The 12,284-nt window shown below is 46.9% G+C and carries 15 protein-coding genes and 7 tRNA genes (1 of these 22 running past the window's edge); 20 read left to right on the top strand and 2 right to left on the bottom strand.

Annotated features, from left to right (window positions below):
- From FO446_RS19975 to FO446_RS19945, 7 genes are all read left to right on the top strand, one after another.
- Positions 1-60, top strand: a tRNA-Lys gene (locus tag FO446_RS19975); it begins 16 nt to the left of the window's first position.
- 65 nt (positions 61-125) lie between these two features.
- A tRNA-Leu gene (locus tag FO446_RS19970) sits at positions 126-212 on the top strand.
- 19 nt (positions 213-231) lie between these two features.
- Positions 232-307: transfer RNA gene (locus FO446_RS19965), tRNA-Gly, on the top strand.
- Positions 308-313: 6 nt separating this feature from the next.
- Positions 314-387 (top strand) — tRNA-Arg (locus FO446_RS19960).
- A gap of 34 nt (positions 388-421) precedes the next feature.
- A tRNA-Pro gene (locus FO446_RS19955) sits at positions 422-498 on the top strand.
- A gap of 25 nt (positions 499-523) precedes the next feature.
- A tRNA-Leu gene (locus FO446_RS19950) sits at positions 524-611 on the top strand.
- A gap of 14 nt (positions 612-625) precedes the next feature.
- Positions 626-699, top strand: a tRNA-Gly gene (locus FO446_RS19945).
- Between the two features lie 291 nt (positions 700-990).
- Here FO446_RS19945 and FO446_RS19940 read toward each other — a convergent pair.
- Complete coding sequence (locus FO446_RS19940) at positions 991-2,157, bottom strand: sensor histidine kinase (protein WP_173612245.1); 1,167 nt, start codon at positions 2,155-2,157, stop codon at positions 991-993.
- A 213-nt stretch (positions 2,158-2,370) separates the two neighbouring features.
- Between FO446_RS19940 and FO446_RS19935 the strand changes: the two genes are divergently transcribed.
- From FO446_RS19935 to ytfJ, 13 genes are all read left to right on the top strand, one after another.
- Positions 2,371-3,021, top strand: a complete 651-nt coding sequence (locus tag FO446_RS19935; protein WP_173612246.1) for a TerC family protein — start codon at positions 2,371-2,373, stop codon at positions 3,019-3,021.
- 121 nt (positions 3,022-3,142) lie between these two features.
- Positions 3,143-3,727 (top strand): YkoP family protein, encoded by a 585-nt coding sequence (locus FO446_RS19930; RefSeq protein WP_173612247.1) that lies wholly within the window; start codon positions 3,143-3,145, stop codon positions 3,725-3,727.
- Positions 3,727-4,848 (top strand): MGDG synthase family glycosyltransferase, encoded by a 1,122-nt coding sequence (locus tag FO446_RS19925; RefSeq protein ID WP_173612248.1) that lies wholly within the window; start codon positions 3,727-3,729, stop codon positions 4,846-4,848. Before FO446_RS19930 ends, FO446_RS19925 begins: the two co-directional genes overlap by 1 nt.
- Positions 4,849-4,936: 88 nt before the next feature.
- Positions 4,937-5,143 (top strand): alpha/beta-type small acid-soluble spore protein, encoded by a 207-nt coding sequence (locus FO446_RS19920; protein ID WP_047068578.1) that lies wholly within the window; start codon positions 4,937-4,939, stop codon positions 5,141-5,143.
- A 150-nt stretch (positions 5,144-5,293) separates the two neighbouring features.
- A complete protein-coding gene (locus FO446_RS19915; RefSeq protein ID WP_007717150.1) occupies positions 5,294-5,500 on the top strand; it encodes a DUF1657 domain-containing protein in 207 nt (68 codons plus the stop codon).
- An 82-nt stretch (positions 5,501-5,582) separates the two neighbouring features.
- The gene (locus tag FO446_RS19910) at positions 5,583-6,443 is read left to right on the top strand and encodes a DUF421 domain-containing protein (RefSeq protein ID WP_173612249.1); all 861 of its coding nucleotides are present in this window, start codon (positions 5,583-5,585) and stop codon (positions 6,441-6,443) included.
- A gap of 15 nt (positions 6,444-6,458) precedes the next feature.
- Entirely contained in the window at positions 6,459-6,932 is a 474-nt protein-coding gene (gene spoVAC / locus FO446_RS19905) for a stage V sporulation protein AC (protein WP_173612250.1), read from the top strand.
- Between the two features lie 3 nt (positions 6,933-6,935).
- Positions 6,936-7,952, top strand: coding sequence for a stage V sporulation protein AD (gene spoVAD, locus FO446_RS19900; RefSeq protein ID WP_173612251.1), 1,017 nt, complete (start codon positions 6,936-6,938; stop codon positions 7,950-7,952).
- A 4-nt stretch (positions 7,953-7,956) separates the two neighbouring features.
- Positions 7,957-8,307, top strand: coding sequence for a stage V sporulation protein AE (gene spoVAE, locus FO446_RS19895; RefSeq protein ID WP_007717126.1), 351 nt, complete (start codon positions 7,957-7,959; stop codon positions 8,305-8,307).
- A gap of 94 nt (positions 8,308-8,401) precedes the next feature.
- A complete protein-coding gene (sleB, locus tag FO446_RS19890) occupies positions 8,402-9,049 on the top strand; it encodes a spore cortex-lytic enzyme (protein ID WP_232773785.1) in 648 nt (215 codons plus the stop codon).
- Positions 9,050-9,195: 146 nt separating this feature from the next.
- Positions 9,196-10,176, top strand: coding sequence for an S-layer homology domain-containing protein (locus tag FO446_RS19885; protein ID WP_237898906.1), 981 nt, complete (start codon positions 9,196-9,198; stop codon positions 10,174-10,176).
- A gap of 66 nt (positions 10,177-10,242) precedes the next feature.
- A complete protein-coding gene (locus tag FO446_RS19880) occupies positions 10,243-10,902 on the top strand; it encodes a DUF2953 domain-containing protein (RefSeq protein WP_173612253.1) in 660 nt (219 codons plus the stop codon).
- A 108-nt stretch (positions 10,903-11,010) separates the two neighbouring features.
- Positions 11,011-11,493, top strand: coding sequence for a GerW family sporulation protein (ytfJ, locus tag FO446_RS19875; RefSeq protein ID WP_173612254.1), 483 nt, complete (start codon positions 11,011-11,013; stop codon positions 11,491-11,493).
- A gap of 68 nt (positions 11,494-11,561) precedes the next feature.
- On the opposite strand, the gene FO446_RS19870 is transcribed toward ytfJ, so the two are convergent.
- Positions 11,562-12,248, bottom strand: a complete 687-nt coding sequence (locus FO446_RS19870) for a hypothetical protein (RefSeq protein WP_221868804.1) — start codon at positions 12,246-12,248, stop codon at positions 11,562-11,564.
- Between the last annotated feature and the right edge of the window lie 36 nt (positions 12,249-12,284).

The raw sequence follows: 12,284 nt of genomic DNA, 5'->3' as shown, positions 1-12,284 counted from the left end.
TGGTAGAGCATCTGACTTTTAATCAGAGGGTCGAAGGTTCGAGTCCTTCATGGCTCACCAGTTTTCATCAACCCGAAAAGTGAAAGTCAGCTTGTTAACACCTCTGACTACTTGGATGGGAAAATGCGGTCGTGGCGGAATTGGCAGACGCGCTAGATTCAGGTTCTAGTGGTGGCAACACCGTGGAGGTTCAAGTCCTCTCGACCGCACCAATCAACTTCTTCTTATAATGCGGACGTAGCTCAATTGGTAGAGCGTCGCCTTGCCAAGGCGAAGGTCGAGGGTTCGAGACCCTTCGTCCGCTCCATAACATGTGCCCTTAGCTCAGCTGGATAGAGCGTTTGACTACGAATCAAAAGGTCGGGAGTTCGAATCTCTCAGGGCACGCTTCTTTACTACAAAAGTGAAGATGATAATTTGTCGGGAAGTAGCTCAGCTTGGTAGAGTACTTGGCTTGGGACCAAGGGGTCGCAGGTTCGAATCCTGTCTTCCCGACCATGATTTGCCCACGTTTTACAGGTTTGCCGGGGTGGCGGAATGGGCAGACGCAACAGACTTAAAATCTGTCGGGAGTTTCTCCCGTACCGGTTCAAGTCCGGTCCTCGGCACCAGCATCTATTTTGATGCGGGTGTAGTTCAATGGTAGAACTCCAGCCTTCCAAGCTGGTCGCGTGGGTTCGATTCCCATCACCCGCTCCATACATAAAGCAGAGAGCCAATAGGTTCTCTGTTTTTTTGTGTCTAGGAAAGCAGGCCTATTTTTACTTGAGGCAAAAGTATGAAGGCTTATCCAACAGTTGAATAGATAAGCCTTTGTTCAATACAGGTATAAAAGTTTGTCGAAAGCTGTCTGACGTTTTCTATGGTAGCAACATATGTTTTCGTGTACAGTAAAACTAAGATCGCTTACCGATGAAGTTGGTAACGGATCTCTTGCCTTGCCTCCTGCATTGTCAGGGGGCTTTTTTGCGTGGTTCAAAAAAGAGCGACCTAGAGAGCTTCCATTCGCGGACCAACTTCCTGGGCATTTGCAATCGGCAGAGAAACGATAAAGCGTGTGCGTTTTTCATTGGAATCACAATGGATCGTGCCCTGATGCTTTTCGATAATATTTTTGCAGATGGACAAGCCAATACCCGTCCCATTTTGTTTAGTCGTAAAGAATGGTTGGAAAAGATTCTCGACGATCTCGGGTGGAATCCTTTCGCCGTTGTTTTCCACACTCAAATAGAGCCATCCATCAGAAGAAGTGGAAATGACATGAATATACTTGTCTGTGCGATTTTGCACGGCGTCAATGGCATTGTTTAATAGATTGACGACAACTTGCTTCAAGCCTTCTTCATAACATGCGAGTAAGCAGGGGTGGATTTGTTTTTCAAAACGTATGTTTTCTCCCACGAGGCGAGGGGTAATCAGCATCTCTACTTCTTCAAGCAGTTCTTCTACTTGAACGGTTTTAAAAATTTCATCGAGAATTGGTTTTTTGGAAAAGCTGAGGAATCCGGTCAGTTGCCGATGTAAATTCTCAAACTCATGCATGACGACTTGGATATACGTCTGAAGCTGGGCCTGTTCCCGTGTAGACTCGCCGATCAGCTTTAGGAACCCTTCAATGGCGCACAATGGATTGCGCAGCTCATGAGCCATATTGGCGGCAATTTTTCCGAGCATGGTCAGTTTGTCGTTATGCAAATAGGAGATCGTTTCTTCCTTCTGGACGAGCTCTTTATTCATCATTTGTTCAAAGTGATAGACAGCCCAGAAGACACTTTCATCCATGGCCTTACCCAGTTGGCTTTCCAAATAGTGCATTTCTTGTGAAGAGAGGGACCATCTCTGTAATTCTGGTTGGAGAACCCGCCAGAATACATTCCGGTACAATTGATATGTGCGCAAAATGGAGGAGAAGGGGAATTCCTGAGAACGAAGCCACTCTCCCATATCTAATGCCCAAGTCTGCATGTCATGATCTACATCCTCAACCAGATAGCGAGCCAAGAGCACTGTTCGTTTTTCTGCAAAATCGCGAGGAATGGTTACAGGAATTTCCATGCTGCGAACAATTTCTTGCAGCCATATTGTGGTGATACTTGGTGTTAAGTCTAAAATCTTTCTTGAAACGTCATAAAGGTTTAGCGTCACAGTCTCCACCATCTCTTATCCACCCCACTAAAATCGTAAGGGAAAATGCCTAATTTAGACAAGGTATAATTAGCCTGATTTCGCAATAAAATGTATTTTTTTCGGAAGTTTTTATCTACAAAATCCGCTGAAAACCGCCTTTTTTCGGAAAAATATTCAATCATGAGTCCGATTCCAGTCGCATAAAGTAGAATGGACGAACTTTATTGGACCAGGGAGGCAGGGATGGGCGAGTATTTTTGGCTGGGTCTTGTACACATCTTCATGATCGATCTGGTATTAAGCAGCGACAATGCTGTGGTCATAGGTATGGCCTGCCGCGGACTCCCGAGAAATGAGAGAAAACGGGCAATTTTATATGGGACAATGGGTGCAATCCTCTTGCGGATTGTGCTAACGACAATGACTACCTGGATGTTGGATATTCCTCTCGTGAAGGCAATCGGGGGAATATTATTGCTATGGATCGCGTGTAAACTGATGCTGGGCGAGAATGAAGAGCTCGCAGACGTATCGCATAATCAGACAATTGGTCAGGCAGTCAGGACCATCATAGTAGCAGATTTTGTCATGAGTTTGGACAATGTTTTGGCAGTTGGTGGAGCGGCACATGGCGATTTATGGTTAGTTTTGCTGGGGTTAGCGATGAGCATTCCGTTATTAATGTGGGGAAGTGTGTGGATTGCCCGCATGATGAATCGTTTTCCCAGTATGGTCATCATTGGGGGCGGAATTCTTACCTTTACAGCAGTGGAGATGTGTCTTCAGGATCCGTATGTCTGGAAGTGGGTGAATCCTTTGCTTCTCAACCATATGTGGCTGCCCGTATTTGCTGCCGTCGTGGTCATGTTTTGGGGGCGCATGAAAAGGACGTGAAAAGGTGATGAAGATTGCCCATTCTTGGGCATACTACAACAAAGGTCATGACCGTTTTGCGAAAATGTAAGTGGTCACATCCAGCTTAATGAAAACATAGCGGGAAAGGAACTTTTTCGAAATGAATACAAGCCTCTTGATGCTATGGGGATACTGGGATGAAATCTACCAGCGCTGCACCAGACTTACCTATATTGAGAAAGGGAAAAATATATTTCGGGTTGTGGTTTTACGCTATCGGGGAGAGCCACTCGTTACTACCGATAATTGCACCATTCATGACGGGGATTTGATCTTGAAGTTACATATACACAATTATTACTTTGCTACCCTGTGCAAAGAAGTGAAGGATGAACTGCGCGTGGCACTTCTTTTGCGAAGACATATCCTCCAATCCCTGCCGAAGCTGGCCGCGTTCCTGAATTCGATGGAAAATAAGGATCAAATAAAAGGGATAGTGGGAACGACTATGCTACATAAAGGGGTAACACCCTTGGGCTTCTCGATCTCGGATGTACCCATGACCTGGTTTTTTCGATACAAGCGATGGTACTTGCGTCTCATGCTCAGAATCGTGCATCCCAATGGAAAGCGACGATTGCAAACATTGAATTATGAAATGCCCCTAAAGCGTGTTTATATGTCCAAGGAATTTTTACTCAATCGATATGCTGACGGTAAGCAGCCTCTAGGAGAGTCCTATTAATGGCAAAGCGGTTTCTGTTAGTGACAGAGGAATGGGCAGGAAGTGGTCATCGCATGGCTGCCGAAGCTTTGCAAGAGGTTTTACTGGAAAGTGAGGGTGCACGATCGGCACGAGTGGTGGGAGGACTGAAAACCGCCAGTCCAGGCTTACGTGTACTCTCTCATTTTTTTTATCGCAATATGCTTCGCTACGGCCAACCAGTCTGGCAACGCATCTATGAACAAGAAGAAATGCTGGGCAGTGCATTGACTAAACCACTCGGATGGTGGCTATCCGCTCGATTAATCAATCAACTGTTGCAAGAAGAGATGCCGGATGTCGTCATCGCTACGCATGCATACTGCTTGTCCGCATTGGCAGAAGCGAAGAGAAGGGTGTCCAAGCCTTTCCAGCTCGTTTGTGTACCCACGGACTTCCATATTAATCGGTTTTGGGTTCATCCAGAAATTGATGCGTACATGGTGGCACATGAGCAAATTGGACAAATGCTAATCGAGCGCTATGGGATTTCCCCTGAAAAAATCCATGTTTATGGCATTCCAGTTCGGCCTGCCTTTACTACAGCGCTTCATACCGACAAAGCGGCTTGGAAAAAACAGCTTGGACTCGTGCCAGATCAATTCACCGTGTTGATTGGTGGAGGAGAAGGCGGTCATGGTGGAGTGGAGCAGGTCGTACGAGAGTTGCTGTTGGAAGAGCAACCATTGCAGATGGTAGTCGTGACAGGGAAGAATACAAGCCTGTACAGACGCCTAGCGGGCTTGCTAAGTACAGAGAGCAAAGGCCATCGGTTTATATTGAAAGGTTTTGAGCCGCAAATGTGGCAGTGGATTGGAGCAGCTGACGCCTATATAACGAAGCCAGGCGGCATTTCGTGCGCGGAGTCACTTGCTCTTAAGACACCGCTCATTTTATTCCACCCATTGCCCGGACAGGAAATGCATAATTGTTCCTTTTTACTCGAGCAACAAGCAGCGATCTTGGCTGAAACACCGGTTGAAATCAAAGAAATCATCAGATCATGGCGTCAGCCTGAAAAAAGGGACGCTTTTGCAGGATGTTTGGACAAGCTGGGGAGACCAGACGCAGCTTACCAAATTGCACAAGCCCTTCTTCAATGAACAGACTAAAATTGGAAGAAAAAAAGGACGCATGAACAAGCAAAACTTCACACATATTAAACTTACCAACGACGAGGAGGTGATATAGATGGCTAACAACAACAGCGGATCTCGTAACAACTTGCTGGTTCCTCAAGCAAACCAAGCTCTGGATCAACTGAAATACGAAATCGCATCCGAATTCGGCGTTCAGCTCGGAGCAGACACCACTTCCCGTCAAAACGGTTCAGTTGGAGGAGAGATTACAAAACGTCTTGTCTCCTTTGCTGAGCAACAATTGGCTGGACGTGGCTAATCTAATAAGCTGGATGAAGGGAGGCACCCATGGTGTCTCTCTTTTTATTTTTCCAGCAAAAGGGAAATTATTGACAGAAGAAAATGAGGGAGAGCACCGCATAAATAATGGGTGGAGGCGGATTCTATATGTGTTAGGAGGTGAGTGGATATGACAGTAGGAGCACAAGTGAAACAAACGCTTGCCAGCTTGAAAGGCGCACAAGCAGATTTTGAAACGTTTGCTCTTAGCACGCAAAACAAGAAAGCGAAGCAATTGTATTCGCAAGCAGCAGAGCAAACGCAATCCATCGTAGATAACCTCCAGCAGCGTGTAACGGAGCTGGAAAAGGAAGAACCACAGTTTAAGGGATTCTAGTGGAAGTGTTGGGAAAGGGAGAGGGACTTCCTCTCTCTTGGTTTTACAATCAAAAAATCACCTCAGGTGATGGAGGTGGCTTATGCCTGATTGGTTATCAATCCTTTTGCGCTCAATAGGCGCTGTTGCTTACTTATTTCTTTTGACAAAGATCATTGGGAAAAGGCAAATCAAACAACTTACATACATCGAATATATCGTCGGTATCAGCATCGGTTCGATTGCTGCTTTTATGGCAACCGAAATGGATGGGCCGGTCTACCATAGTTTAATCGCCATGGGGATTTTTGCGCTTTTTCCTTATTTAATGGAGTGGCTCTCACTCAAGAGCAAGTTTCTCCGCGACCTATTTGAAGGGAAATCAACGGTTCTTATCAAGGAAGGCAAGATTTTGGAAGACAATCTGAAAAAGGAACGCTTGACCGCGGAAGACTTGATGGAACAATTACGAATCAAAAACGTGTTCCGAGTAGCCGATGTAGAGTTTGCATTAATGGAAACAAGCGGGGAGGTCAGTGTCCTCTTAAAATCAGAGAGTCAGCCCGTAACCCCCAAACATCTTGAATTGACAGTGGCTCCTTCGGAAGAGAATCAAGTGGTCATTATGGATGGGATAATCATGGACGAGCCCCTGGCAACAGCAGGTCTAAATCGCAGATGGGTTCGCACAGAGCTGCAAAAAGCAGGAGTGGCTTTGGAAAATGTGTTCCTCGGCCAAGTAGACAAAGGTGGAGAGCTCTATCTCGACCTGTATGACGATAAACTGATGGTTCCTGGTGCCCAAGCGACGAAGCTGGCTTTTGCTACGTTGAAAAAATGCCAGGCGGATCTGGAACTATATGCACTCAATACAAAAAATGAACAAATGAAACGTACCTACCAAACCGATTCGGAAAAGCTCCAACAGATAATCGATCAAGTAAAACCGTTCATGATACGGTAAAAAGGAGTGAGTGGCATGGCGGATCAAAAAAAGAAAAAGCTGACCCCCGTCCAGCAAGAATATCAGCAATTGGCAAAAACGCACGAGCCTCCGCGACCGCTTTTGCGCAATTTTACCCGTGCCTTTTTAGTAGGTGGTGGCATTTGTGTGATCGGACAAGGGATACAAGAAATGTTCATTCACTACTTCGATTTTACGGAGAAAACCGCTGGGAATCCTACAGCAGCTGTCTTGATTATTCTTTCTGCCCTTTTGACCGGTCTAGGACTATACGACCGGATTGCCCAATGGGCTGGGGCAGGAACGAGTGTGCCAGTTACAGGTTTTGCCAATTCGATTGCCTCTGCGGCCATCGAGCACCGCAGCGAAGGATTTGTGCTGGGGGTCGGTGGTAACATGTTCAAGCTGGCAGGGTCAGTGATTGTGTTTGGAGTGGCGGCGGCATTCGTCGTTGGCTTGATCAAAACATTGTTTACGATGGGAGGCTGACGGATGCGCCAAGGTCATCAGTCTTGGGTCTTTCCTTTAAAACCTGTCATTCTCGGGCACGCTGCAATTGGTGGGCCTTTTGAGGCTAAGGGACCGCTAGCCGACGACTTTGATATCCTGCACGGTGACTTGATGATTGGGCAAGACAGCTGGGAAAAGGCAGAGAAGGTCCTGCTAGAAGAAGCGTGCTCGAAAGCGGTAGAGAAAGCGGGGCTCACCAAAGAGCAAATAAACTTTATGCTTGCCGGGGATTTAATGAACCAGATCATATCTGCCAGCTTTTCGGCCCGGACGCTTTCGATTCCGTTTCTGGGGATATTCGGCGCGTGCTCAACAGCAATGGAAGGCTTGGCCTTGGCTGCTCTCATGGTGAATAGTCAAGCTGCTGATTACGTCTTGGCTGCTACCTCCAGTCACAATGGGGCTGCGGAAAAGCAATATCGTTATCCAACGGAGTACGGCTCCCAGAAGCCCCCAACAGCACAATGGACAGTGACAGGTGCAGGGGCTGCTGTTGTAGCCAGTCAGGGTAAGGGGCTGCGGATTACGGGAGCTACCATCGGGCATGTCGTCGATATGGGATTGACAGATCCATTTAATATGGGAGCGGCGATGGCTCCAGCCGCATTATCCACGATTGAGTCGCATTTCCGTGACTTTCAGCTCCCTCACGACCATTATGATTTGATCGTAACAGGCGATTTAGGACGAACGGGCCATGCCATTTTATCTGATCTGTTGCCCAAGCATCACATGCACATCCCACTAGAGCGTTATGTCGATTGCGGGAAACTCATTTATGGAGAAAATCCGAATGTGTGGTCAGGGGGGAGCGGATGTGGCTGTATCGCGACAGTGACCTACGGGCATCTACTTCGGCGGATGAAGCAAGGAGAATGGAAGCGGATCTTGCTGGTTGCCACGGGAGCCCTCTTATCCCCGCTGACCTTCCAGCAGGGAGAAAGCATTCCTTGCATCGCGCATGCCGTGGCTGTTGAGTCGGAGCAACTTGGAGAGTGATACCATGATGTTTTTGTGGGCGTTTCTCGTAGGAGGAACGATTTGCTTAATCGGTCAATTTCTCATGGATGTCGTCAAGCTCACACCTGCCCATACGATGTCCTCTCTTGTTGTCACAGGGGCAGTGCTAGACGGACTCGGTCTATACGAGCCACTAGTTAATTTTGCTGGAGCAGGAGCAACCGTACCTATCACGAGCTTTGGAAATGCACTCGTACACGGGGCAATGGCGGAGGCCGAGAAGCATGGAGTGATTGGCATCATCACTGGCATTTTTGAAGTGACGAGCGCGGGGATTTCGGCTGCCATCGTCTTTGGATTTATCACGGCAGTCTTGTTCCGACCAAAAGGATAGCATCAGGCATATGTTTCCACTTATGCCAAAATACTTGAATTGAACCTACTTTCGCCAACTTGTAGAATGGGTTGGGTAAAGGAGGGTACAATTTATGTGGTGGAGCAAGAAAGTAGTAACAACCTTGCTTGCTGCCTTTATGGCTGTAGCATTTATTTTCCCGGCCGACTCCCTGGCAGCCACACAGATTCAGCGTGGTAGTGTGAACGGGGATGTATGGGATTTGCAGTATCGCTTGCAGATGCTGGGCTACTATGATAGCAAATTGGATGGCATTTACGGAGCAAATACAGCAAAGGCCGTCAGACAGTTTCAAAAAGCATACGGATTACAGATTGACGGTATCACTGGTCCAAATACATGGCGCGTTCTCAAGAAAGTGTCAGTAAATAAAGCGGAGATGCAGATGCTGGCGCAGCTGGTCTATTCCGAAGCTCGTGGAGAACCTTATGAGGGCCAAGTAGCTGTGGCAGCGGTCGCGTTGAACCGTGTCCAGTCCAAAAACTTTCCCGATACACTTGCGGGTGTCATCTTTGAGCCATTAGCGTTTACCGCTGTAGATGATGGACAATTCTGGTTGACTCCTGACAAGACTGCTTACCAGGCAGCTTGGGATGCTGTACGAGGATGGGACCCAACCAACCATGCTCTTTACTACTTTAACCCTGTTACGGCGACCTCCGATTGGATTTGGTCTCGTACCCAAGTGAAGAAGATCGGCAAACACATTTTTGCCATTTAACCATTGTTCATGCAGCCCTTGAAACAGTCTTCGTCATGTTGCTGTTCGAGGGCTTTCCTTTTTACTGGAAACTATTGTTCATTGTTTTTGCAAAATAGTTCGATAAAATGATACGAAAGGAATCGCATATTTCCCCATGGAGGTTGATGATGAAGAAACGGATGATCCTTGCCTCGCTGGCAGCCTTTTTGCTTATAGGCACACCAGTTACACCAGTAGTCGAGGCAGAAACAGCTCACATGAACGAAACACCTTATGTAGACATTAGTGGCCATTGGGCAGAAAAAGAAATCAAACAACTATACATAGCCGACGTAATTGGTCAAAACGAATATTTTCGACCTGATGACAACGTGACATTGGGTGAACTGCTCACGATGTTTGTGAATGCGAAAGGAATTGAACCTCTGGGTAACAAGCAATCATCCTTTGCGGACGTACCAGCAAACAGCTGGCTGTCGTCCTATGCCGAGACAGCTTATCGACTGGGAATTGTCCATGGGCAAAAGCAGGGGAATCACCTGTATTTGCATCCAGATGCCCCAGTAAAAAGAGCGGAGCTCGCCTCTATTCTGGTAAGAACGATGGGGGACAGCGGAGCAGTCAATAACTTGAAGTGGTCTACGACGATTCAGACATTGAACCAATACCCGGATGGGAACAACGTGAAAGAAAAAGAGCAGCGCCCACTCGTTTACGCCATGCAAAACGGGCTAATGAGTGCCTACGAGGACGGTACATTACAGCCGAACAAGTATATGACGAGAGCCGAAGTAGCCACATACGCTGCCCTTCACTTGCTTCCGAATAAGCCGAGAACATCAAAAGCCCTCGCAAACGGTACACCTTTTCGCCAGGAATTAACGGTACAGACGACTGCTTACAGCTACAAGAACGACAAGATTATGTCGTATCTGGAGTATCCACTGCGCGAAGGTGTTGTCGCGGTTGATCCAAATGTCATCCCGCTTGGTACACACTTGTACATCGATGGCTACGGTTATGCAGTGGCAGCTGATATCGGTGGTGCGGTAAAGCAACGACATGTGGATCTGTATCTTCCAACGTTGAACGAAGCTGAAAATCACGGCTTGCAAAAAGGCGTCAAAGTATACGTGCTTGATTAATAAAAATACTGAACATATTTCCTGCTCTTTCCACTCATACTAACGTGGAAGGGGTGGGATTTTTTGATGGTATGGGTGTTGTTAGGATTGCTTGGTTTCATTGTCCTATTAGTGATCACGCCAATACAATTGACGTGTTTGTACAGTCGCGAGGGCGATAATGATCAATTGGATATTACGATAGCAGCTTGGGGAATCATTCGCAGGAAATACGAAATACCCATTCTCCTTGTGAAAATGACAGAAGCTGGTCCTGAGCTTGTCGCGAAGGTAGAAACCATCCAACAGGGAAGCAAGCTTCGGGAGAGGGTCAAAGATTTTACACGGAGGCAAGTGAAAATATGGTATCGGAATTATCGGGATGTGCTGGAAAGAGTACGTGATTTGCTGCCTTTGATAAAAGATTTGTTCAGACAAATTCGTTGTACGAAGTTAGAATGGCATACATTGCTGGGAACAGGTCAGGCTGCTGAAACAGGGGCGCTGACAGGAATAGTCTGGGGAGTGAAAAGCCTGGTTGTAGGGATCCTCTCCCACTCCATCTCTTTACAGACGATGCCTGCCATCAGTGTACAACCTGTTTGGAACCAAGCACTTCTACATACGAAGGTTCATGCGGTGTTGCATTTTTATTTGGGTCATTTCGTTTTCTCTTCGCTAAAAGTATTTCTGCGGATTCGAAAAAGCAAGCAACGAAAATGGCAGACTTCGCCTACGCGCGCCTAAATACAAATGTGGCAGCAAACATATTTATTCCTTTGTGCAAGGTACATGCTCCGGATTTGTTGGGGGAATGATAAAACATGACACAGACAGGAAGGAGGAGCGACAAAAATGGCAGACCACCCGATTCAAGGCCTGATGAGAACAGCGATGGAAAACCTCAAGCAAATGGTGGACGTGAATACAATCATTGGTGATCCCGTTGAGACACCTGACGGTAGTGTCATTCTTCCAATCTCCAAGGTAGGATTTGGTTTCGCGGCCGGGGGTAGTGAGTTCCAATACGATCACCATCATAATGGGCATCAAAACCATCAACAATTTGAACCTGCTAGTCACCCGTTTGGCGGGGGTAGTGGGGGCGGTGTCTCCATCACACCTGTAGCCTTTTTGGTCGTTGGCAAACAAGGAATTCGTTCGATTCCGCTTGAAAATACGACCCATCTCTACGACCGGATTTTGGATTCTGTTCCGCAAATCGTGGATAAAGTTCAGGGGATGTTTACCAAATCAGATGAACCCACTGTTTATTCCAATACGATTATTGCCGGAGCAGAAGAACAAGATTTGGAAGACCTTATGGATCGAAAGTAAGAAAAGCACAAAACAGGTATGCTCCATAAAAGGGGCATACCTGTTTTTTCGGTAGTAGGCGTATGGCATTACCAGACTTCGTTTACATACAAACCTGTCTTCGCAACATGCTGATAATGAAGGCTTGAGCTGGAGGAGGCGATATAAGGATGGAGGGCCATTGCTTCCTCGTAGTAACGTGAAAAGGAACCAAAGGGTTTGCTTTGCAATCCCAATGTACCTGCTCTGAATGCTTGAGCTACACGCTCCATTGAATTTGTATAGTCCACATAGCGGGTCCGTACAGCTTCCAACCATTTCTCATCGTCCATTTCCAGTTGTCCATCTGGTAACAGCTTGATTCCAAAGGATTGGAGTTTTTCCTCTGCGTTTTTTGCCACTTGAGCGAATGCGTCCAGCTTTTGCGTCGCCAAGGTATCTGCTTTTTCTGCAAGAAATAGCTGCAGGCGATTGTATTTACTTACTAACGAGTGTGTGCGTTCCTGTAATTGCTCAATGTCAGTTTCAGCCTCGCTGTCTTTCCCCGCGGCAATAAATTCTCCTGCACTCTTCTCCAAATCTGAGGAAAACCGGTACAGACGCGATAAGGAATCGGAAAGCTCCGTTGTCCATTGCTGCTGACGAGTGTAGAACGGCTGCAAATTAAAACTGAGAATCGGATTGACTGGCGTGCTTAATTTTGCCTGAAGCATATGGGAATGATAGCGGCCTACCCGCTGCGTAAATGGAACATGGCTGACTCGATTCGTTTTCATGTCGGTCACCTCCTCAAAATCTAATGGAATGAATCC

Source organism: Brevibacillus brevis, from assembly GCF_022026395.1.
Classification (GTDB): domain Bacteria; phylum Bacillota; class Bacilli; order Brevibacillales; family Brevibacillaceae; genus Brevibacillus.
Note: the sequence above shows the minus strand (reverse complement) of the source record. Positions and strands in the feature narration are given on the sequence as shown.

What these genes read in the sequence shown, in the direction of transcription:
- FO446_RS19940 (WP_173612245.1), bottom strand. Translation starts at nt 2,157, where the DNA reads ATGGTGGAGACTGTGACGCTAAACCTTTATGACGTTTCAAGAAAGATT.
- FO446_RS19935 (WP_173612246.1), top strand. Translation starts at nt 2,371, where the DNA reads ATGGGCGAGTATTTTTGGCTGGGTCTTGTACACATCTTCATGATCGAT.
- FO446_RS19930 (WP_173612247.1), top strand. Translation starts at nt 3,143, where the DNA reads ATGAATACAAGCCTCTTGATGCTATGGGGATACTGGGATGAAATCTAC.
- FO446_RS19925 (WP_173612248.1), top strand. Translation starts at nt 3,727, where the DNA reads ATGGCAAAGCGGTTTCTGTTAGTGACAGAGGAATGGGCAGGAAGTGGT.
- FO446_RS19920 (WP_047068578.1), top strand. Translation starts at nt 4,937, where the DNA reads ATGGCTAACAACAACAGCGGATCTCGTAACAACTTGCTGGTTCCTCAA.
- FO446_RS19915 (WP_007717150.1), top strand. Translation starts at nt 5,294, where the DNA reads ATGACAGTAGGAGCACAAGTGAAACAAACGCTTGCCAGCTTGAAAGGC.
- FO446_RS19910 (WP_173612249.1), top strand. Translation starts at nt 5,583, where the DNA reads ATGCCTGATTGGTTATCAATCCTTTTGCGCTCAATAGGCGCTGTTGCT.
- spoVAC (WP_173612250.1), top strand. Translation starts at nt 6,459, where the DNA reads ATGGCGGATCAAAAAAAGAAAAAGCTGACCCCCGTCCAGCAAGAATAT.
- spoVAD (WP_173612251.1), top strand. Translation starts at nt 6,936, where the DNA reads ATGCGCCAAGGTCATCAGTCTTGGGTCTTTCCTTTAAAACCTGTCATT.
- spoVAE (WP_007717126.1), top strand. Translation starts at nt 7,957, where the DNA reads ATGATGTTTTTGTGGGCGTTTCTCGTAGGAGGAACGATTTGCTTAATC.
- sleB (WP_232773785.1), top strand. Translation starts at nt 8,402, where the DNA reads ATGTGGTGGAGCAAGAAAGTAGTAACAACCTTGCTTGCTGCCTTTATG.
- FO446_RS19885 (WP_237898906.1), top strand. Translation starts at nt 9,196, where the DNA reads ATGATGAAGAAACGGATGATCCTTGCCTCGCTGGCAGCCTTTTTGCTT.
- FO446_RS19880 (WP_173612253.1), top strand. Translation starts at nt 10,243, where the DNA reads ATGGTATGGGTGTTGTTAGGATTGCTTGGTTTCATTGTCCTATTAGTG.
- ytfJ (WP_173612254.1), top strand. Translation starts at nt 11,011, where the DNA reads ATGGCAGACCACCCGATTCAAGGCCTGATGAGAACAGCGATGGAAAAC.
- FO446_RS19870 (WP_221868804.1), bottom strand. Translation starts at nt 12,248, where the DNA reads ATGAAAACGAATCGAGTCAGCCATGTTCCATTTACGCAGCGGGTAGGC.